The 19,158-nt window shown below is 73.7% G+C and carries 18 protein-coding genes and 1 tRNA gene; 8 read left to right on the top strand and 11 right to left on the bottom strand.

What is annotated here, in order from left to right:
- Positions 1 to 146: 146 nt before the first annotated feature.
- Positions 147 to 1,061 (top strand): PAC2 family protein, encoded by a 915-nt coding sequence (locus tag ACWEPF_RS12040; RefSeq protein ID WP_345289802.1) that lies wholly within the window; start codon positions 147 to 149, stop codon positions 1,059 to 1,061.
- 189 nt (positions 1,062 to 1,250) lie between these two features.
- On the opposite strand, the gene mshC is transcribed toward ACWEPF_RS12040, so the two are convergent.
- From mshC to ACWEPF_RS12020, 4 genes are all read right to left on the bottom strand, one after another.
- Entirely contained in the window at positions 1,251 to 2,480 is a 1,230-nt protein-coding gene (gene mshC / locus ACWEPF_RS12035; RefSeq protein WP_452172492.1) for a cysteine--1-D-myo-inosityl 2-amino-2-deoxy-alpha-D-glucopyranoside ligase, read from the bottom strand.
- A gap of 226 nt (positions 2,481 to 2,706) precedes the next feature.
- Positions 2,707 to 3,504 carry an SCO1664 family protein gene (locus tag ACWEPF_RS12030; protein ID WP_452172551.1) on the bottom strand — a complete coding sequence of 266 codons (798 nt, stop codon included), beginning with the start codon at positions 3,502 to 3,504 and terminating at the stop codon, positions 2,707 to 2,709.
- Positions 3,505 to 3,695: 191 nt separating this feature from the next.
- Complete coding sequence (locus ACWEPF_RS12025; RefSeq protein WP_452172491.1) at positions 3,696 to 4,274, bottom strand: DUF3090 family protein; 579 nt, start codon at positions 4,272 to 4,274, stop codon at positions 3,696 to 3,698.
- 269 nt (positions 4,275 to 4,543) lie between these two features.
- Positions 4,544 to 5,254, bottom strand: a complete 711-nt coding sequence (locus ACWEPF_RS12020; protein ID WP_452172490.1) for a histidine phosphatase family protein — start codon at positions 5,252 to 5,254, stop codon at positions 4,544 to 4,546.
- A gap of 91 nt (positions 5,255 to 5,345) precedes the next feature.
- Here ACWEPF_RS12020 and ACWEPF_RS12015 point away from each other — a divergent pair, with 91 nt between their 5' ends.
- Positions 5,346 to 6,326, top strand: a complete 981-nt coding sequence (locus ACWEPF_RS12015) for a magnesium and cobalt transport protein CorA (protein ID WP_345289807.1) — start codon at positions 5,346 to 5,348, stop codon at positions 6,324 to 6,326.
- A gap of 79 nt (positions 6,327 to 6,405) precedes the next feature.
- Here the strand turns inward: ACWEPF_RS12015 and ACWEPF_RS12010 are convergent, their stop codons facing one another.
- The gene (locus ACWEPF_RS12010) at positions 6,406 to 7,452 is read right to left on the bottom strand and encodes an LLM class F420-dependent oxidoreductase (protein ID WP_452172489.1); all 1,047 of its coding nucleotides are present in this window, start codon (positions 7,450 to 7,452) and stop codon (positions 6,406 to 6,408) included.
- A 334-nt stretch (positions 7,453 to 7,786) separates the two neighbouring features.
- On the opposite strand from ACWEPF_RS12010, the gene ACWEPF_RS12005 reads away from it, so the two are divergent.
- Positions 7,787 to 8,767, top strand: a complete 981-nt coding sequence (locus tag ACWEPF_RS12005) for an aldo/keto reductase (protein ID WP_345289822.1) — start codon at positions 7,787 to 7,789, stop codon at positions 8,765 to 8,767.
- Positions 8,768 to 8,777: 10 nt separating this feature from the next.
- Positions 8,778 to 11,048, top strand: coding sequence for a helix-hairpin-helix domain-containing protein (locus tag ACWEPF_RS12000; RefSeq protein ID WP_452172488.1), 2,271 nt, complete (start codon positions 8,778 to 8,780; stop codon positions 11,046 to 11,048).
- A gap of 165 nt (positions 11,049 to 11,213) precedes the next feature.
- On the opposite strand, the gene ACWEPF_RS11995 is transcribed toward ACWEPF_RS12000, so the two are convergent.
- A complete protein-coding gene (locus ACWEPF_RS11995) occupies positions 11,214 to 11,834 on the bottom strand; it encodes a hypothetical protein (RefSeq protein WP_452172487.1) in 621 nt (206 codons plus the stop codon).
- A gap of 379 nt (positions 11,835 to 12,213) precedes the next feature.
- Here ACWEPF_RS11995 and ACWEPF_RS11990 point away from each other — a divergent pair, with 379 nt between their 5' ends.
- Positions 12,214 to 12,423, top strand: a complete 210-nt coding sequence (locus ACWEPF_RS11990; protein ID WP_380150372.1) for a DUF5703 family protein — start codon at positions 12,214 to 12,216, stop codon at positions 12,421 to 12,423.
- Between the two features lie 106 nt (positions 12,424 to 12,529).
- On the opposite strand, the gene ACWEPF_RS11985 is transcribed toward ACWEPF_RS11990, so the two are convergent.
- From ACWEPF_RS11985 to ACWEPF_RS11975, 3 genes are all read right to left on the bottom strand, one after another.
- Positions 12,530 to 13,381 carry a chaplin family protein gene (locus tag ACWEPF_RS11985; RefSeq protein ID WP_452172486.1) on the bottom strand — a complete coding sequence of 284 codons (852 nt, stop codon included), beginning with the start codon at positions 13,379 to 13,381 and terminating at the stop codon, positions 12,530 to 12,532.
- Positions 13,382 to 13,605: 224 nt separating this feature from the next.
- Positions 13,606 to 13,848, bottom strand: a complete 243-nt coding sequence (locus ACWEPF_RS11980) for a chaplin (RefSeq protein ID WP_380150374.1) — start codon at positions 13,846 to 13,848, stop codon at positions 13,606 to 13,608.
- A gap of 256 nt (positions 13,849 to 14,104) precedes the next feature.
- On the bottom strand, positions 14,105 to 15,430 hold the full coding sequence (locus ACWEPF_RS11975) for a M20/M25/M40 family metallo-hydrolase (RefSeq protein ID WP_380150375.1): 1,326 nt from the start codon (positions 15,428 to 15,430) through the stop codon (positions 14,105 to 14,107).
- A gap of 206 nt (positions 15,431 to 15,636) precedes the next feature.
- On the opposite strand from ACWEPF_RS11975, the gene ACWEPF_RS11970 reads away from it, so the two are divergent.
- Positions 15,637 to 15,724, top strand: a tRNA-Leu gene (locus ACWEPF_RS11970).
- 122 nt (positions 15,725 to 15,846) lie between these two features.
- Positions 15,847 to 16,068, top strand: a complete 222-nt coding sequence (locus ACWEPF_RS11965) for a hypothetical protein (protein ID WP_380150376.1) — start codon at positions 15,847 to 15,849, stop codon at positions 16,066 to 16,068.
- On the opposite strand, the gene ACWEPF_RS11960 is transcribed toward ACWEPF_RS11965, so the two are convergent.
- Both ACWEPF_RS11960 and ACWEPF_RS11955 read right to left on the bottom strand, forming a co-directional pair.
- Positions 16,065 to 17,693 carry an amidohydrolase gene (locus tag ACWEPF_RS11960; protein WP_452172485.1) on the bottom strand — a complete coding sequence of 543 codons (1,629 nt, stop codon included), beginning with the start codon at positions 17,691 to 17,693 and terminating at the stop codon, positions 16,065 to 16,067. The genes ACWEPF_RS11965 and ACWEPF_RS11960 overlap by 4 nt on opposite strands.
- A 48-nt stretch (positions 17,694 to 17,741) precedes the next feature.
- On the bottom strand, positions 17,742 to 18,176 hold the full coding sequence (locus tag ACWEPF_RS11955) for a RidA family protein (protein WP_452172484.1): 435 nt from the start codon (positions 18,174 to 18,176) through the stop codon (positions 17,742 to 17,744).
- A 123-nt stretch (positions 18,177 to 18,299) separates the two neighbouring features.
- On the opposite strand from ACWEPF_RS11955, the gene ACWEPF_RS11950 reads away from it, so the two are divergent.
- The gene (locus tag ACWEPF_RS11950) at positions 18,300 to 19,133 is read left to right on the top strand and encodes a fumarylacetoacetate hydrolase family protein (protein WP_452172483.1); all 834 of its coding nucleotides are present in this window, start codon (positions 18,300 to 18,302) and stop codon (positions 19,131 to 19,133) included.
- Positions 19,134 to 19,158: the final 25 nt, after the last annotated feature.

Here is a 19,158-nt window from a genome sequence, read left to right as displayed (position 1 = left end):
TAATCATAGACAGGTGTCCATGAGTGCCCAAAACCGACTGGGTCGCCAAGGGCTCTCCGGGATAGGCTCGACCGCTCCTGGCCCACGCTTCAAAGCTCGTAGGCTGGGCAGGTAGGGACCATGGAACGTCCGGAGGGAGACGCTGGGTGATCGAGCTGGAAGATGTTCCCGAGTTGATCGACCCGGTGATGGTCTGCGCCTTCGAAGGCTGGAACGACGCAGGTGACGCGGCCTCCGCCGCCGTGGGGCACCTCGACTCGACCTGGGGCGGCAAGGTCTTCGCGGCACTGGACGCCGAGGACTACTACGACTTCCAGGTCAACCGACCGACCATCTGGCTGGACGGCGGGGTGCGTCGGATCACCTGGCCGACCACCCGGCTCTCGGTGGTCCGGGTGACGGAGCCGCGCCCGCGCGACCTCGTGCTGGTCCGCGGCATCGAGCCCAGCATGCGCTGGCGCTCGTACTGCAACGAACTGCTCGGCTTCGCCCATGAGTTGGGCGTCGAGCTGGTGGTGATCCTGGGCGCCCTGCTGGGCGACGCCCCGCACAGCCGGCCGGTCCCGGTGAGCGGGGTCACCTCGGACGCCGCGCTGGCCCGCTCGCTCGACCTGGAGGAGAGCCGCTACGAGGGGCCGACCGGCATCGTCGGCGTGCTCCAGGAGGCCTGCGCCCACGCCGGTGTCCCGGCCGTGACGCTCTGGGCCGCAGTGCCGCACTACGTGGCGCAGCCGCCGAACCCGAAGGCCACCCTGGCCCTCATCAACAAGCTGGAGGACCTGCTCGACCTGCGGATCCCGCCGGGCGAGCTGACCGAGGACTCCCGGGCCTGGCAGCTCGGAGTGGACCAGCTGGCCGCCGAGGACAGCGAGGTGGCGGAGTACGTCCAGCAGCTGGAGGAGGCTCAGGACACCGCCGAACTGCCGGAGGCGTCGGGAGACGCCATCGCCCGCGAGTTCGAGCGGTACCTCAGGCGTCGGGACAACCTCGGCCCGACCGGTGAGAAGCCCGTCTCCGGCCACGCCACCGAGCCGAAGAACCCGCAGGACGAGGACCAGTGACGGCCGTCGTCGACCGGCCGTCGTCAACCGGCCGACGCCCAGCGACCGACAGCGACCGCAGGAGCACCGACGCCCGTAGGAGCGCCGACGCCGAGCACGGGCGTTGACGGGACGAGCATCTGACGAAACGACAGGGTCCGCACCACGACGAGAATCTCGAAGCGGTGCGGACCCTGTCCCGTCCGATCCCTAGAGCGCCACGCCCAGCAGGGCGTCCACCGTCCGGGAGACCAGGCCCGGGGCGCCGATGTCGGTGCCACCGGTCTCGGCCTGCCGGTCGGCCCAGCGGTCCACGGCGGCCAGTGCCGCCGGAGCGTTCAGGTCGTCGGCGAGCGCGGCACGGACCTCGGCCAGCAGTTCCTCGGCCGACGGGCCGTCAGGCCGGGAGACCGCGGCACGCCAGCGGGCGAGCCGCTCCTGCGCCTGGTCCAGGTCGTCCTGGGTCCACTCCCAGTCGCTGCGGTAGTGGTGGGCCAGCAGCGCGAGCCGGATCGCGGCCGGGTCGACGCCCTCCCGGCGCAGGGCCGAGACGAAGACCAGGTTCCCGCGCGACTTGGACATCTTGTGCCCGTCCAGCCCGACCATCCCGGCGTGCACGTACGCCCGGGCATAGGGGTGCGCACCGCTGGCGACCTGGGCGTGGGAGGCGCCCATCTCGTGGTGCGGGAAGGAGAGGTCGCTGCCGCCGCCCTGGATGTCGAAGCCCATGTCCAGGTACTGCAGCGCGATGGCCACGCACTCGATGTGCCAACCGGGCCGGCCGTGGCCGAGCTCGGTGTCCCAGGCGGGCTCGTTCGGGCGGGCCGAGAGCCAGAGCAGGGCGTCCAGCGGGTGCTTCTTGCCCGGGCGCTCCGGGTCACCGCCGCGCTCGGCGAAGACCGGGACCATCGCCTCCCGGTCGAGGCCGGAGACCTCGCCGAAGTGCGGGTCGGACTCGACCGAGAAGTAGATGTCGCCGTCCAGCTCGTAGGCCGCACCGGAGGCGAGCAGCTTCTTCACCAGCGGGACGATCCACGGGATCGACTCGACGGCGCCGATGTAGTGGGCCGGGGGGAGCATCCGCAGCGCCGTCATGTCCTCGCGGAACAGGGCGGTCTCACGCTCGGCCAGCACCGTCCAGTCCTGACCGGTCGCCACCGCCCGCTCCAGCAGCGGGTCGTCCACGTCGGTGACGTTCTGGACGTACAGGACGTCGTGGCCGGCGTCCTTCCAGACCCGCTGCACCAGGTCGAAGGTGTTGTAGGTGGCGGCGTGGCCGAGGTGGGTGGCGTCGTAGGGGGTGATGCCGCAGACGTACAGCCGGGCGGTCGGCCCCTGCGGGACCACCTCCCGGACGCTGTTCGTGGCGGTGTCGTGGATGTGGAGGGGAAGCCCCTGACCAGGCAGGGCGGGAACCTCGGAGGCGGGCCAGGAATGCATGGCTCGACTCTAACCTCGCGATCATTTGAAAGGCTAACCAGTACGCGAGATCGGCCGGATTGCGTTCGCTACCGGTTCGCCCCGCGCCCACCTGGGAGCCTCGTACCATTCCCCGTGCCGGCGCCCCGGGCCGACCCGAGCGCAGGCCTCACACGCGCCGCATACGCACCGGGCGCGGCTGGGCACACCAACCGATTACCGGATGCACCCCGGACTCGCCCCGGTCTCAGACCGGCGGCCAGGGGATGGACGGCCAGTCGGGCGACGGCTCCGGGTGACGTCCGCCACGCACCAGCGCGGCGACCCGGGCCCGGGTCGCGTCCAGTTCGACGGGCGTGATCAGCGGGCGCAGGCTCTCCCCGAGTGCGCCGTCCAGGGCACCGGCCAACCGGCCGAGCACCTCTGACGCCTCGTCCGGCAGCGGCTCGCCGGCCCAGCCCCAGAGCAGGGTGCGCAGCTTGGCCGGTTCCGCGAAGGTCACGCCGTGGTCGATGCCGTACAGCCGGCCGTCCGGAGCGGTGATCCAGTGGCCGCCCTTCCGGTCGGAGTTGTTCAGTACCGCGTCGAGTACCGCCAGACGGCGCAGCCGCTCGTCGTCGCGGTGCACCAGCAGGGCCGTCCGCCCGCCGCCCACGTCCGCGCGGACGATCGGGAGCCAGCCGGGTTCGGGGCCGGCCGGGTCCTGAAGGTCGATCAGTTCCTCGGCCTCGTCGTCCGGTTCGATCCAGAGCTGCACCGTGCCGGGCCCGGCCTGGCCGTCCCGCATCACGGTGGGCGGCACCAGGCCCCACCCAGTGGCGGCCGAGACCAGGAAGGAGGCCTCTTCCCGCCCCGCCAGCGTGCCGTCGGGGAAGTCCCACAGCGGCCGCTCCCCCGCGACCGGCTTGTAGGCGCAGGGCACGGTCAGGCCGTCCAGGGTGACGGTGCAGTAGAGCACGGCGTTGGAGGCGCTGGTGACCCGGCCGTGCACCTCCAGTTCGCCCGAGCGGAGCAGTTCCAGTGCGGCCTCCGGGTCGGCGGCCAGCGCGGCACTGACGGCCGGGTCCGCCACCGGTACCTCGATCTGCTCCTCAATCTGCCCCTCTGCCCGGCCCGCCGCCGCAGCCGACTCCGCCACCGACTCGGCAGCCGCGACCGACGCCGACGCCGACTCCGGCTCCGGCTCCGTCGCCGTCCGATCCGCCTGCGGTCCCGCCCCGCCCGTGCGCTCCACGGTCAGCGCCGGTACCCGTTCGCCCGGGGGCAGAGGTGGCCCTCGGGGTCGAGCGGCAGGTTGCAGAACGGGCAGGGCTTGCGGCCGGCCGCGACCAGGTCGAGTGCGCGCTTGGCGAAGACGCGGGCCATCGCACCGCTGAGCCGGACCCGGAGCATGTCAGGGCCGTTCTCCTCGTCCTCGTCCTCGTAGTACTCGGCCTCCGCCTCGGCGGCGTCCTCCTCGGTCTCGACCACCGCCTGGGCCTCGACCACCAGGCACTCCTCGACGCTGTCCCAGGCCAGCGCCATGGTGCCGACCCGGAACTCCTGCTCCAGCGGGAGGTCGAGCGGCGCCGTGTCGATCAGCTCGGCCGGTGCGGACTGCGGGATGTCCGCGTCGCCCCCGCTGCGCCTCAGGGCCTCGTCGAGCACCTGCTCGACCCGCTCCGCGAGTGCGGCCACCTGGGCCTTCTCCAGCAGTACGGAGGTGATCCGACCCCGCGCGCTGGCCTGGAGGAAGAAGGCCCGGGCCCCGGGCTGGCCGACGGTGCCCGCGACGAACCGCTCGGGCTGGTCATAGAAGTGGACCTGACGGGGCACGTGCTCGCTCCGGGTTCTGGAATCTGGCGCCGTGGCGCCGTGGCGATCTGGGACTGGCCATCTGGGACGTGGCGGGTGTCGCGCTGTGGATCGTGGTCTCACCGGCCACCCTACGGCCTGCGCAGCCCAGTTGGGGCAGGCCGGGTGCCGCTGCGTCAGATGGAGGGGCGTGCGCCGTCACGTCGACGGGCCACCGCCGCCGTCACCCGCCACGCGCCTCCCGCCGCGCCCTTCGCGCCGCACCGTTCCCGCCCCGGCCGTCACGACGCCTAGCGGACTCCGGTGTCCCCGCCGACCACGGCGTCCCCGTTGCCGCCGCCTCCGCCGCCGCCCTCGGCCGGGGGTCGCGGCGCGAGCGAGGCCAGACTCCCGGTGTCCCCGACCCGCAGCACGAACGGCCGCTGCGGGGTGTAGCGGATCGCGGTGACCGAGCACGGTTCGACCGAGATCCGCTGGAAGTGGTCCAGGTGCAGGCCGAGCGCGTCCGCCACCACCGCCTTGATCACGTCGCCGTGCGAGCAGGCGACCCAGACCGCGTCCGGCCCGTGCTCGGCCTCGATCTTCTCGTTCCACTCCCGCACGGCGTCCACCGTCCGGTGGCTCAGCTCCCGCAGCGACTCGCCGCCGGGGAAGACCGCCGCCGCCGCGTGGTCCTGGACGGTGCGCCAGAGCGGCTCCTTGGCCAGCTCGGCCAGCGGCCGCCCGGTCCAGTCCCCGTAGTGGCACTCGCCGAGTCGCTCGTCCACGGCGGCCGGGCCGAGCTCGGGGCGCCCCTCGATCAGCGGGGCGAGGGTCTCGGCGCAGCGCTCCAGCGGGCTGGAGACGGCCTTGACCAGGGGGATCCCGTCCAGCCGCGCGGCCAGCTCGGCGGCCTGGGCCCGGCCGGTCTCGTCGAGGTGCACGTCAGGCGTCCAACCGGCGAGCACCCCCGCCGTGTTGGCGGTGGAACGGCCGTGGCGGACGAGCAACAGGGTCGGCATGGCGTCAGCGTACGGCCTTCCGGCGGCCCACAGGCTCGGTATGGTGCACTTCTCGGGCCGCAACGGGGCGGCAGGCACCAGAATGGACCGCATGATCGTCGACAGCGCCATATACCGCGCAGGCCGTCGCACCCCGGGCCCCGAGGACCTCTCGGACGCCCTGGCGGCCGCCCGGAAGGCCGGAGACGCTTTCGTCTGGCTCGGCCTGGTGGAGCCCACGACCGGCGAGCTGGACCTGGTCAGCGAGGAGTTCGGCCTCCACCCGCTCGCCGTCGAGGACGCCGTGACGGCCCATCAGCGCCCCAAGCTGGAGCGGTTCCCCGGCTCGGCCTTCATGGTGCTCAAGACCCTCGGCTACCACCCGGACGGGCACACCGTCTCCACCGGCGAGGTGATGCTCTTCCTCGGCGACTGCTACGTGATGACGGTCCGGCACGGCACGGACAGCCCGCTCGCCGGCCTGCGCTCCACGCTGGAGAAGGAGCCCGAGCTGCTCGCACAGGGCCCGGCCGCCGTGCTCTACGCCGTCGCCGACATGGTGGTGGACCAGTACCTGGAGATCACCACCGCGCTCCAGGGCGACCTGGACGACCTGGAGGCCGAGGTGTTCGCGCCCGGCCGCCCGGTCCGCGGGCTGGCCGAGCGGATCTACGCCTTCAAACGGCAGGTGACCGGGGTGCGGAAGGCCACCGTCCCGCTCCAGGAACCGCTGCTGCGCCTGGCCTCGGGCACCGTGGAGTCCGTCCCCGCCAAGCTGCGGCCGTACTTCCGCGACGTGGCCGACCACCTGACCCGGGTCAACGAGCAGGTGGACGCGCTCGACCGGTTGCTCTCCGACATCCTGAACGCCAACCTCGCGCAGGTCAGCGTGCAGCAGAACAACGACATGCGGAAGATCTCGGCCTGGGCGGCGCTGGCCGCCGTGCCGACGATGATCGCGGGCGTGTACGGGATGAACTTCGAGGACATGCCCGAACTGCGCCAGCCCTGGGGCTACCCGGCGGCGGTCGGGGTGATGGTGACGATCTGTCTGGTCCTGCACCGGGTCTTCAAGCGCAGCGGCTGGCTGTAGCAGCGCCGGAGCCACCTGATCCGCCTGAGCCGCCGAGCCCGCCGGGCTCGGCGGACTCGGTGCGGGACCCCGGGCCGGGTCAGGCCAGCCCGGCGCGCTCCAAGGCCTCGACGCCGGTGCGCAGGGCGGTGATCCGCTCCTCCAGGGTGAAGCCGGCCGGGGCGAGGGTGAGGGTGGTGACGCCCGCGTCGGCGTAGGCCTGCATCCGGTCGGCGATCCGCTCGGTGGTGCCGAGCAGCGCGGTGGAGTCGATCAGGTCGTGCGGGACGGCGGCGGCCGCGCCCGCGTAGTCCTTGGCCAGGTACTTCTCCTGGATCTCGTCGGCGGCCTGCTCGTAGCCCATCCGCCGAGCCAGCTGGTTGTAGAAGTTCTTCTCCTTGGAGCCCATGCCACCGACGTAGAGGGCGGTGTAGGGGCGCTGCACGTCGGCGGCGGCCTTGACGTCCTCGCCGACCGAGATGGCGACGGTGGGGCAGAGGTCGAAGCCCTCCAGGGTCTGGCCCACCTTGGCCCGGCCGGCCTTCAGCGGGTCGAGGGAGAGTGCGGCGTGCTCGGGGGCGAAGAAGATGCCGAGCCAGCCGTCGGCGATCTCGCCGGTCTGCTCCAGGTTCTTCGGGCCGATCGCGGCGATGTAGAGCGGGATGTGCTCGCGGACCGGATGCACCGTCAGCTTGAGCGGCTTGCCCGGGCCGCCGGGCAGCGGCAGGGTCCAGTGGGCGCCCTCGTGGCTGAGCCGCTCGCGGGACATCGCCTTGCGGATGATCTCCACGTACTCGCGGGTGCGGGCCAGCGGCTTGTCGAACTTGACGCCGTACCAGCCCTCGGAGACCTGCGGGCCGGAGACGCCGAGACCGAGCCGGAAGCGGCCGCCCGACAGGGTGTCCAGGGTGGCCGCGGTCATGGCGGTCATCGCGGGGGTCCGGGCCGGGATCTGGAAGATGGCGGAGCCGACGTCGATCCGCTCGGTCTTGGCGGCCACGTAGGAGAGCACGGTGGCGGCGTCCGACCCGTACGCCTCGGCCGCCCAGCAGACCGAGTAGCCGAGCCGGTCGGCCTCCTGGGCGACGGCGATGTTGTCGGCGTCCATGCCGAGGCCCCAGTAGCCGAGATTGATGCCGAGTCGCATGGGATGGCCCTCCGGAGGGGTGTCAGGGGGTACGGGGTACGGGGGTGCGTGGTGGCCCGGCCGCCCGACGGCGAGCCGCTGGACGGAGCGTAGCCGGTCAAGCTACCCACCGGTAGGTACCCGCACGTGTCGCCCTTCGGGTCCGCGCGTGTCGCCCGGCAGGTCCGCGCGTGTCGCCCGGGAACACACGCGTGTCGCGCTCCCGGCACGTCGGCGCGGCGGCCCGGGCCTGGGCCGCTACGCTCGGCCGACGGGGGAGGCACCTTCCCCCACCTGCGCCGATGTCGCCGCCGACGTCACCCGGGCGCGGGTCAGCCGACGGAGGGTCTGCCCGATGGAACAGCGTCACCTCGGCCGGACCGGCCTGCGGGTCTCCCGGCTCGGCCTGGGCACCATGACCTGGGGCCGGGACACCGACGAGCACGAGGCCGCCGAGCAGCTCAAGACCTTCGTCGACGCCGGCGGCACCCTCGTCGACACCGCCGACGTGTACGCCGACGGCGGCGCCGAGTACCTGATCTCCCGGCTGACGGACGGTCTGGTCCCGCGCTCGGACCTGGTGATCGCCACCAAGGCCGGCAGCACCCCCGACTCCGACCGGCGCTTCGACACCTCCCGCGGCGGCCTGCTGTCCGCCCTCGACGCCTCGCTGCGCCGCCTGGGCACCGACTACGTGGACCTGTGGCAGGTGCACGCCTTCGACCCCGGCACCCCCACCGAGGAGACCCTGCACGCCCTCGACCTGGCCGTCTCCTCCGGCCGGGCGCGCTACGTCGGACTCTCCAACCACAGCGGCTGGCAGCTGGCCAAGGCCGCCACCTGGCAGCGCGCCCACCCCGGCCGGGTCCCGCTGGCCTCCACCCAGATGGAGTACTCGCTGCTCCAGCGCGGCATCGAGCGCGAGGTGCTGCCCGCCGCCCTGGACGCGGGGCTCGGGGTGATCGCCTCCTCCCCGCTCGGTCGCGGCGTGCTCACCGGGAAGTACCGGCACGGCGTGCCGCCCGAGTCGCGCGGGGCCTCGCCCCACCTGTCGGGCTTCGTGCAGCCGTACCTCGGCGAGCGGTCGCGCCGGATCGTGGACGCCCTCGCCACCGCCGCCGACGGTCTGGCCAGCAGCCCGCTCGCGGTGGCCCTCGCCTGGGCCCGGGACCGGCCCGGCGTGGCGAGCGCGCTGGTCGGCGCCCGGACCGCCGGACAGCTGGCGGCGGCCCTGTCGGTGGAGGCGCTTACGCTACCGGGTGAGATCCGCGGTGCGCTGGACGACGTCTCGGCCCCGGTGCACCGCTACCCGGACCAGGGCTGGACGGAGCTGTAGGAGCGAAGTGGTGGGCGACGTGGAGGAAGCGGAGAACGTGGCCGAGGGCGCTCCGGACCAGGGACGTGGGCAGGCACCCGAGCAGGCACCCCGAGGAGCCTCCGAGCGGGAGCCCGAGCGGGCGTCCGAGCCGGGAGCTGCGGGCGCCGCGGGAGCTGACGGTACGACAGCGGCCGGGCCGGCGACGGCGGCCACCGTGGCCGCGCTGGCCGAGGCGATCCGTACGGTCGGCGGCACGGTCGGCGGCGGCTCCGGCCCCGCCACCACCTCCTCCGCGCCGGGCGGGGCCACCGCCCCGGCCCCCGGCGCGGTGGACGGGCAGCGCGAGCAGGCGCTGCGGGAGGCCGCCGAGGTGCTGACGGCCGGGGGCGCCCCGGCCGACTTCGCCCCGGCCGCCGTGGCGGCGCTCGGCGAGGGCGCGGCCGGCCTGCTGCGGGAGGACCCGTGGGCGGTGCTCTCCCTCCCCGGTGTCCGGCCCGACCAGGCGGACGGCTTCGCCCGGGGCCTGCTCGGCCCGGCGGCCGGGCCCGGCGACCCGCGCCGCGCCCAGGCACTGGTGCCCTGGCTGCTGGAGCAGGCCGCGCTGCGCGGCGACTCGGCGGCGGAGATCGGCGAGGTGGCCTCGGGGCTGGAGCGGCTCGGCCTGCCGGACGCGGCCGCCGCGCTCCAGGAGGTCGTGGTGGACGGCCGGGTGATGGCCTTTCAGGAGGAGCTGCCCGGCCACCGCCCGTCCGGCGACGAGGACGACGAGCCCCCGATGCGGACGCTGCTCGCACTGGAGCGGCTGGCCCTCGCCGAGGAGAGCCTCGCGGACGGTCTCGTTCGGGTGATGTCCACCTTCGTGCCCGGCACCGACGAGGAGTACGAGGCGGCCCGGGCCACCGAGCCCGCCCCGGACGCGGCGGCGGCCGACGGCTCGGAGGACGAAGGCTCGGAGGACGACGCGCCCTCCGCCCCCGAGGACGCGACCGACCCGACCGACGGAATCGACGGCACCACCGACAGCGGCACCGACGACGCGGCGAACACCGGAGTCGCACCGGACGCCGGAGCCGCGGTGGCCGAGCCCGCTGACGCCCCGTCGGCTCCCGTGCAGCCCGGCCCGGCCGCCTGGGAGGCGGCCGCCGTCGCCGCGCCGTCCTCCTCCGCCACCGCCCTGATCCGTGCCGTCGCCGAGCACCCCGTGGTGCTGCACACCGGCGGCGAGGCCGCACGCGCGGAGCCCGCCGCGCTGCTCACCGCCGCCCTCGGGCTGGGCCTCCGGGCCTGGGCCGCGACGTGGACGGCCGAGGGCCGGGACGCCCTGCGGGCGCGGAGCGGGGCCGCCGAGGTCGCCGTGCTCGGCGAGCTGCTGGCCGGTGCCGAGGGCCCGGCCCGGGCCTCGGACGGTTCGCTCGCCCTGGACCTGCTGATCGTGCTGGACGCCCCGCTGGTCGACGTCGAGCTGGCCGCCACCCTGCTGGAGGCGCTGGCCGACTCCACCCGGCTGGTGCTCAGCGGGGACCCGGGGCAGCTCTGGTCGGCCGGCCCCGGCCGGTTCTTCGCCGACCTGCTGGCCGCCAAGACCTGCCCGGCGGTCGCCTCCCGGACACCGGACTTCGGCCCGATCGGCGAGCTGGTCTCCTCCATCGGCATCGGCGAGCTCCAGCCCGTCGACGCACCGGAGAAGGAGGTGGTGATCCTCACCGCCAAGGACGGCGGCGAGGCGGTGCACCGCGCGGTGCAGCTGCTCACCGACTCCATCCCGCGCGCCCTCGGCATCCCGGCCGAGCAGGTGGTGCTGCTGACGCCCGGTCACGGCGGCGCGGCCGGCACCCGGGCGCTGAACGCGGCGGCCAAGGCCCGGCTCAACCCCGGCCCCGGCCGGTTCGGCGGCTTCGACCCGGGCGACCGGGTGGTGCACTCCCCCGCCCCGGGCGTGGCCCGGCTCGGCCGCGTGCTGGACGGCGACGCCGCCGGGCTGCACCTGGAGCTGGCCGGCGGCACCCGGCTCACCCTGCCGCCCGCGAAGGTCTCCGAGCTGCGCCACGGCTGGGCCCTGACGGGGCATCAGGCGGTCGGCCGTCGATGGCCCGGCGCGGTCGCCGTGCTGCCGGAGGACGCCGCGGCCGGGCTGACCAGGCAGTGGGTCTACACCGTCTTCGGCCGCGCCGAGCGCCACCTCTCGGTGGTGCACGCGGCCGGCCCCGCGCTGGCCCAGGCCGTCGCCGAGCGCCCGGCCCGTCCGCGCACCACCCGCCTGCGGTCGATCCTGGCGGAGCAGGCCGAGCAGGCGTACTGAGCGCACTGAGCCGCGCCACGAGCGACGGCGCAGCGGCGCCGAGCGACAGCACGGAGGCGCCGAGCCACGAGGTACGAGATACGAGATACGACGGAGGGGCGGGCCCACCGGGCCCGCCCCTCCACGCCGTACGGAGCCGTGCGGAGCCGCACACCCCGCCGCCGGCTACTCCTCCTCGTCCAACCCGTCCAGGTCGTCGTCGTAGACCTCGCTGACGTCGAACCGGCAGATCAGCAGCTGCGGGTCGGCACCGTCGAACGGCTCCGGGAGCCACTCGCCCGGATCGGAGGGCTCGGCAGCCGCCACCCAGAGGGTGGAGTCCCCCTCCTCCAGGCCGAACTCCTCGCAGCGGGCCGCGATCTCGTCCGGTTCGTACTCGCCGAACAGCACGCCGATGGCCGCGTTCACGCCGCTGCCGTCCTGGCCGCCGCCGGGCACCAGCGAGCTGTCCACCCGCTCGGCCTGGGACCGCAGCCGCTTGGCGTCGGTGATCAGGTAGTCCCGTCGGATCAGCACGCTGATCGCCTCGGGCTGGTCCGGACCGGTGTAGCCACCGCTGCCCTCGTCGCCCGGCACTTCGAACGGGGTGACCTCGTCGTAGGCCTCGTAAAGGATCTGGTCGTAGGCGATGGCCGCCGCGGCGAGCTCCTCGTAAGCGGCGACCACACCGGGATCACCCGCTTCGGAGTGGCCGGTGACCGCCGCCAGGTGGCGGTCGATGGCGGACTTGACCGCCTCGGCGGCGGCCCGTACCTCGGCGATGGTGAGCTGCGCGGCATCAGACATGGTGCTGACGCTATCTCCCCGGAGCCTCGACACGCACAGGGGTTGTCGTCTACTTCCGGGAATTCACCGCAACTTCCGCCCGGATGTCCGGTCCGGACGGTTCTGTACCCCGCCCCGACCGGCGGAACGACCGCCGCACCGACCGCCGCACCGACCGACGGAGCGACCCCCGAGCCGACCGCCCACCCTCCCGCCGCGCCGCGCATCGGCCCCGGCCGGGGTGGGTATCCCTTCCTCGGTACGAAAACTGATTGACTGTCAGCCCCGGAGCACCGAGGCTCACCTGACGGATCGGGCGGGGCCGGGGCGCCGCCCGGCCCAGGCCGTCACAGGCAGGTCGTACCCTTGCCTGCATGCGTCGTCCCGCAGGAGGAGAGTCTTGACCCCACCCAAGCTGGTCCGGCAGCCCGAGTACGAGTACCAGTCGCTGCGCATGCCCCGCGGCACCACCCGCAACGCGGCCCGGCAGCTGCTGACCGAGCACGCCGAGTACGGGCACTGGGAGCTGGACAGGCTGAAGCTCTTCCCCGACGGCAGCCGCACCGTGCTGCTGCGCCGACGGATCATCCGTCAGGTCCGCAGCTGGTGACCGTCGGCTGAGACCACCCGGGCCGTCGCCCGGGGCCGTGCGAACGAACGCCGGAGGGGCGTGGCACCGGGTGTGCCACGCCCCTCCGGCGTTCCGCCGGGACGCGTCAGCGCGCGCCCGCCCGCGAGCGGCGGTAGAGCACACCGCCGCCGAGCAGCAGGGCCGCCCCGGTGGCGGTGATCAGCTGCAGGCCGTCCGAACCGGTCTGCGCCAGCTGGGCCCGGGCCGGGGCCGCCACCGCGGCCGGGGAGGCGGTGCGGGCGGCGGCCGCGGCCGGGGCCGGCGGCGGGGTCTCGGTGAAGGAGACGGGCTGACCGGTCACCACGGTGCCGGGGAGCTCGCCACCGGGGAGACCGCCGCGGCCGTTGCCGTGGCCGCCGGTGCTGCTGCTCGGCGGGACGGTGCCGGGGGGCTGACTGGAGGCGGGCGGCGGCGGGTTGTGGGTGCCGTGCTCGTCGCAGTCCTCGTCCGGGACGTGGTGCGGCGGGGCGGGCGGGGTGGCGACGTTGGCGCAGTCGTTGCCGAAGGCGGGGTTGGCGATCCCGACCACGTCGACCGAGTTGCCGCAGGCGTTCACGGGGATGGAGACGGGGGCGTGGATGCTGTTCCCCGAGGCGACGCCGGGCGAGTTGGCGGTGGTGCTCCCGGCCTGCGCGCCGCCGCTCTTGGTGGACGGGCCGTCGTGGTGCGGGCCGCCGCCGTGCCGGGAGCCGCCGGAGGCGTTGGCGCAGTCGTTGCCCATCGCCGGGTTGAGCAGGCCCACCACGCTCACGGTGTTCCCGCAGGCGTTGACGGGGATGTCCACGGGCGCCTGGAGGCTGTTCCCGGAGCCGACGCCGGGCGAGTTGGTGGTGACTCCCTGGGCATCCGCGCCGGCGTAGGCGTAACCGGAGGCCGAGGCCAGCACGCTGCCCGTGGCGACCACCGTGAAGATGCCCTTCTTAGCGACCTGACGCATGTACTCCCCTGAGTGGTGTGTGATTGTCGGAATTCCCGATGCGGTCTTCGCCGGTACACCGAACAACGAGCCCGGCGGTCCCGCGGTTGACCCGAACGGGCCTCTTCACCCCATCGAGTGAGCGGCCCTCGCACACGCGGACGGGCCCCCCGCGAAGTCGCGGAGGGCCCGTCCGGGGTGAACCCCTTCTCAACCGGGTGCCCGGCCTGGCGGCCGGGATCCGATCAGAAGTTGGCGCAGTTGTTGCCGAACGCCGGGTTCAGCACGCCGATGACGCTGACGGTGTTGCCGCACAGGTTGACCGGCACGTGCACCGGAACCTGGACGCTGTTGCCCGACAGCACACCCGGGGAGTTGGTCGCGAAACCGTTCGCGGCCGCGCCGCCGTGAGCGACGGCGGCACCCGCACCGGCGAGCACCAGACCACCGGTGGCGGCGGCAACGGCGACGATCTTCTTGACCTTCATGGGTCTTTCCTCCTGGTCGATTCCTGTACTCCGCAGTCCGTCTCCCGGCCTGCAAATGGGTGAACGGCGCATGGGCCGAACGGGGTACGGGAGGGATCATGCATTCACCCGCAGCGGTGACAACTCGCACAGAAGGACGCCCAGTTGACTCCTCGAAGAATCCTTTCTTCACCCCCGGACATCGTCATCCCCTCCGACAAACGGAGGGCCCGCCTCCGGAGTGATCCGGAGGCGGGCCCTCAGAGGTGCCGGACGCTCAGCAGGCGTCGATGAAGCGGTCCAGCACCCGGACGCCGAACTTCAGGCCGTCCACCGGCACCCGCTCGTCCACGCCGTGGAACATCCCCGCGAAGTCCATGTCCGGCGGCAGCTGGAGCGGCGCGAAGCCGAAGCAGCGGATCCCCAGGTCCTGGAAGGACTTGGCGTCCGTCCCGCCGGAGAGGCAGTACGGCACCGCCCGGGCGATCGGGTCCTCGGCCTGCAGCGCGGTCTGCATCGCCTCGACCAGGGCGCCGTCGAAGCTGGTCTCCAGCGCCTTGTCGTAGTGCAGGCTCTCGCGCTTCACCCGGGGGCCGAGCACGCTGTCCAGCTCGGCCAGGAACTCCTCCTCGTAGCCGGGCAGGAAGCGGCCGTCCACGTGCGCGGTGGCCTGGCCGGGGATGACGTTCACCTTGTAGCCGGCGTTCAGCATGGTCGGCTGGGCGGTGTTGCGCAGCGTGGTGCCGATCATCTTGGCGATGCCGCCGAGCACCCGGAGCGTCTCGTCCATGTTCTCCGGGTCGAGCTTCACGCCCAGCGCGTCGGAGAGCTCGTCCAGGAAGGCCCGGACGGTCTTGGTGATCCGCAGCGGGAACTTGTGCCGGCCCAGCCGGGCCACCGCCTCGCACAGCTCGGTGATCGCGTTGTCGTCGTTCTCCATCGAGCCGTGCCCGGCCCGGCCCTCGACGGTGAGCCGCATCCAGTGCATGCCCTTCTCCGCCGTCTCCACCAGGTACAGCCGCACCTGGTCGTTGACGGTGAAGGAGAAGCCGCCGACCTCGCCGATCCCCTCGGTCACGCCCTCGAACAGCTCCGGGTGCTTGTCCACCAGGAACCGCGCGCCGTAGGTGCCGCCCGCCTCCTCGTCCGCCAGGAAGGCCAGCACGATGTCGCGCGGGGGCTTGCGCCCGGTCCGCAGCCGGTCGCGGACGACCGCCAGGGTCATCGCGTCCATGTCCTTCATGTCCACCGCGCCGCGGCCCCAGACGCAGCCGTCCGCGATCTCCCCGGAGAAGGGGTGGTGGGTCCAGTCGGCCGCGTTGGCCGGCACCACGTCGGTGTGACCGTGGATCAGCAGCCCGGGGCGGGACGGGTCCTCGCCCTCGATCCGCACCACGGTGGACGCCCGGCCCTTGGCCGACTCGTAGATCTTCGGCTCCAGGCCGAACTCGGCGAGCTGCTCCGCGACGTACTCCGCCGCCTTGCGCTCGCCCGGCCCCGACCCGTCCCCGTAGTTGCTGGTGTCGATCCGGATCAGGTCCCGGCAGATGTCCGCGACCTCCGACTCCCCGGTCACCTTCGACCCCGTCCGCGCCTCGCTCACGGTCTCTCCTCGTCGTCTCGCCCACCCGGCCGGCCGGCACGCCGCACCATCCGGCCATCCTCCCCCAGGCACCGCTCCGCCCCAAGGGCATTCCCCCGGATCGAAGCCCCGCGAGCCCCGTCAGGCACGGTTTTGGGTCCTGAAGCTGATCTTTGCTACAGTTACACATGTCGCCGCGGGGAACAGCCCGCAAAGACAGACACCTAGTCCGGGTGGCGGAATGGCAGACGCGCTAGCTTGAGGTGCTAGTGCCCTTTATCGGGCGTGGGGGTTCAAGTCCCCCCTCGGACACCAACGAAGGCCCCACATCACGTGGGGCCTTCTGCGTTTCCGCCGGGCCTCCGCACAGGGGCGGGACCGCGAGCCGGACCGGGCGGGATTGGGTGGTACGGCGGCCCCGGGTGAGAATGAGCCCCATGAACGAGAACACTCCCGCCGCGCCCACCTCGGCCCTGGAGCGGCGCGAACAGCTGCTCCGGGCGATGCGGGCGGACGGCGGCTCCTGGGACTGGGTGCGCGCGCGGTCGAGCTACGTGGTCGAGCCCGACCCGCGCACCGTGCGGCGGGACTTGGAGCAGCTGCGCAAGGCGGGTTCGATCCACCGCGACCGGGAGACGGGCACGTACCAGGCCGGTTAGGACTCGGCGCCCCCGTGCACCAGGCGGCCGCCCAGCAGGGTGTGGGTGGGGAGGAGTCCGGCCTCGGAGCCGACCGTGAGGTCGGCGGGCCAGGCGGTGAGGTCGGCGAGGCGGCCGGGGGTGAGGCGGCCGCGCAGGTGGGTCTCGCCGGTGAGGCGGGCCGCGGCGGAGGTGTGCAGGGCGATGGCCTCGGTGCGGGTGACGGCCTGCTCGGGGCCGAGCACCCCGTCCACCGTCGTCCGGGTGGTCAGGCCGTGCAGGGAGTGGGCCGCACCGTAGGAGCCGACGGGGTAGTCCGATCCGGCCGAGACGTCGGCGCCCGCGTCCAGCCAGCCGCGGGCGGGGAAGAGGGCGGCCACCCGTTCCTTGCCCCAGTACTCGGACTGGATGGCGGCGACGTCGTGCAGCAGCGGCTGCTGGATGGTCACCGGGATGCCCAACCGCACGGCGCGCTCCCGCTGTTGACGGTCCGCGAGCCCGCCGTGCTCCATCACCAGCGCACCGTACGGGAGCCCCGGTAGGCGGCGCTGCACCCGCTCGTAGAGGTCGAGCAGCGTACGGACGCCGCGGTCGCCGTAGGCGTGGATGCCGACCCGCCAGCCGCGGCGCACCACCTGCTCCACGGCCGACTCCAGCTCCCGCTGGTCCCAGGCCAGCTGGCCGGTGTACCCGGGGGTCGGGCAGTGCGCCGGGCAGTACGGGGCGTCCAGTGCGGCGGCCTCGATCCCGCCGTCCATCCAGAACTTCACGCCCCACACCCGCAGCCAGGGGTCGGCGGCGTACCGCCACTCCTCCATGCCGTCGAGCAGCTCCTCCACCTGCCGCACCGAGGTGAAGCCGAGGGTGCCGAGCAGCACCCGTACCCGGCAGCCGAGTTGGCCGAGGTCACGGAGCTGCCGGAGCGCGGCCAGGTCGGCCGGGGTGGAGTTGGTGTCGCGGACGGTGCCGATGCCGGTGGCGGCGTAGGCGTGGGTGGCCAGGCGCAGGCCGTCGAGCTTGGCCGCCGGCTCGGGCACCGGGAGGTGCGGCCGGATCAGCGCCATGCCGCCGCGCAGGTGGCCGGTGGGCCGGCCGGCCGCGTCGCGCGCGATGGCGCCGCCCACCGGATCGGGGGTGGCGGCGTCGATGCCGCACCGGCGCAGCGCCTCGCCGTTGAGCACCTGGTTGTGCACTCCGCGCAGGACGAGCACCGGGTGCCGGTCGGTCGCCCGGTCGAGCTCGGCGGCGGTCGGGAAGCGGCGCTCGGCGAGGTTGAGCTCCTGCCAGTGCCCGGCGGTGCGGATCCACTCGCCCGGCGGCGTCCGCCCGGCCCGGGCGCGGATCAGGTCGAGGAACTCCGGGACGGAGCGGGCGCCGTCCACCGCCACGTCGCGGGCGCTGTCGGCGGCGGCGATCAGGTGGGTGTGGGTGTCGTCGAAGGCCGGGAGCACGGTGGAGCCGGGGAGGTCGAGCACCGTGGTGTCCGGGCCGGCCAGGTGGTCGAGCCCGTCCGGGGTCGCGGCCACCGCGAACACCCGGTCGCCGCGCACGGCGAGCGCCCGCTGCGGCTCCTGCCCGGGCACGAGGGTGTGGACGCGGCCCGCGCGGAGCAGCAGGTCCACGAACGGCGGGGCGGATGACGGCACGGCTGCCTCCCACGACTCGATCCGATGGTGCGTCAGGCCGGAGCCGTCTCAGGAGGCGGCGGGGCGGATCAGCCGCTCGTCCGGGATGACCGCGACGCCGAGGATCTCGATCAGGGCCTCCGGCTGCCACAGCGCCGTGGTGCCGATGCCGGCCATCGCGGGGTAGACCGGCCCGGCCAGTTCGCGCCAGACCGCGCCGATCTCCCGGCCGTGCGCCTGGTAGTCGGGGATGTCGGTGAGGTACAGGGTCACGCTCACCAGGTCCTGCGGGATGCCGCCCGCCGCGGCCAGGGTGACCAGGACGTTGCCGAAGGCCTGCCGGAACTGCTCGACGATGCCGCCCGGGACGATCTTCATGTCCCGGGCGAGGGCGGTCTGGCCGCCCAGGTGGAGCGTGTTGCCGCTGAGCGTCCCGTGCGAGTAGCCGCTGGGCTCCGGCAGGGACGGGGGGTTCACCGGACGGGGCGTCAGATCGGTTGCCATGGCGAGCTCCTGCGTGACGGGAACTTGGGCGCCGTCACCGTAGCATCTATTGACAGTCTCGTGACGGTCGCAGAAATAATGAAATACCGGATCGCTCGGCGGTACGAAGGAGGAGCACGGCTCATGCACCTCGCGACAGTGGCCCACGGGGCCGGCACCAGCGCCGCGGTGCTCGACGGCGGCGCCTGGCGGGCGCTGCCCGCCACCGACCTGTCGGCGTTCCTCGCGGCGGGCGGGCCGGTCCGGGCCGATGCGCTGCGGGCAGGTGCGCTGCGGGCAGGGGCGGTGATCGACGGCGCCGTCCCGGTGCTGCCGCTCCCCGCGCCCCGGAAGGTGATCTGCTGCGGCCTCAACTACGCCGACCACATCCGGGAGACCGGGCGCGAACTCCCGTCCCACCCGACGCTGTTCGCCAAGCACGCCGACACCCTCACCGGCCCGGCGGACGAGCTGGTGCTGCCGAAGGGCCTGGAGGTCGACTGGGAGGCGGAGCTCGCCGTGGTGGTGGGCGCGACCCTGCGCCGGGCCGACCGGGCTGCGGCGCTGGCCGGGATCGCCGGCTACACCGTGGCGAACGACGTCTCGGTGCGCGACTGGCAGTACCGGACGCTGCAGTGGTTCCAGGGCAAGGCCTGGGACGCCTCAACCCCCGTCGGCCCGGTGGTGGTGACGCCCGACGAGCTCGACCCGGCGGCGGGCGTGGAGGTGATCTGCCGGATCAACGGCGAGCAGGTCCAGCGCGACTCCACCCGGACGCTGGTCTTCGACCCGGCCGACCTGCTCGCGTACATCTCCGCCTTCACCGTGCTGCGCCCCGGTGACCTGGTGCTGACCGGCACGCCGGGCGGCATCGGGGCGGCCCGCGAACCGCGCCGCTTCCTCGCCGACGGCGACGTGCTGGAGACCGAGGTCCCCGGCATCGGCACGCTGCGCAACACCGTGCGCTTCACCGACTGATCCTCCGTCACGTCCCGAGACCCCT

The sequence above is a fragment of the Kitasatospora sp. NPDC004289 genome (assembly GCF_053602875.1).
The sequence above is the reverse complement of the archived record's forward strand: the minus strand, read 5'-3'. Positions and strand labels throughout refer to the sequence as shown.

Excerpts from the sequence above, each read along its gene's own strand:
- mshC (WP_452172492.1), bottom strand. The coding sequence starts at position 2,480 with ATGCATTCCTGGCCCGCCTCCGAGGTTCCCGCCCTGCCTGGTCAGGGG.
- ACWEPF_RS12015 (WP_345289807.1), top strand. The coding sequence starts at position 5,346 with ATGATCGTCGACAGCGCCATATACCGCGCAGGCCGTCGCACCCCGGGC.
- ACWEPF_RS12010 (WP_452172489.1), bottom strand. The coding sequence starts at position 7,452 with ATGCGACTCGGCATCAATCTCGGCTACTGGGGCCTCGGCATGGACGCC.
- ACWEPF_RS12005 (WP_345289822.1), top strand. The coding sequence starts at position 7,787 with ATGGAACAGCGTCACCTCGGCCGGACCGGCCTGCGGGTCTCCCGGCTC.
- ACWEPF_RS11995 (WP_452172487.1), bottom strand. The coding sequence starts at position 11,834 with ATGTCTGATGCCGCGCAGCTCACCATCGCCGAGGTACGGGCCGCCGCC.
- ACWEPF_RS11950 (WP_452172483.1), top strand. The coding sequence starts at position 18,300 with ATGCACCTCGCGACAGTGGCCCACGGGGCCGGCACCAGCGCCGCGGTG.
- ACWEPF_RS11965 (WP_380150376.1), top strand. The coding sequence starts at position 15,847 with ATGAACGAGAACACTCCCGCCGCGCCCACCTCGGCCCTGGAGCGGCGC.
- ACWEPF_RS11980 (WP_380150374.1), bottom strand. The coding sequence starts at position 13,848 with ATGAAGGTCAAGAAGATCGTCGCCGTTGCCGCCGCCACCGGTGGTCTG.
- ACWEPF_RS12020 (WP_452172490.1), bottom strand. The coding sequence starts at position 5,254 with ATGCCGACCCTGTTGCTCGTCCGCCACGGCCGTTCCACCGCCAACACG.
- ACWEPF_RS11955 (WP_452172484.1), bottom strand. The coding sequence starts at position 18,176 with ATGGCAACCGATCTGACGCCCCGTCCGGTGAACCCCCCGTCCCTGCCG.
- ACWEPF_RS11985 (WP_452172486.1), bottom strand. The coding sequence starts at position 13,381 with ATGCGTCAGGTCGCTAAGAAGGGCATCTTCACGGTGGTCGCCACGGGC.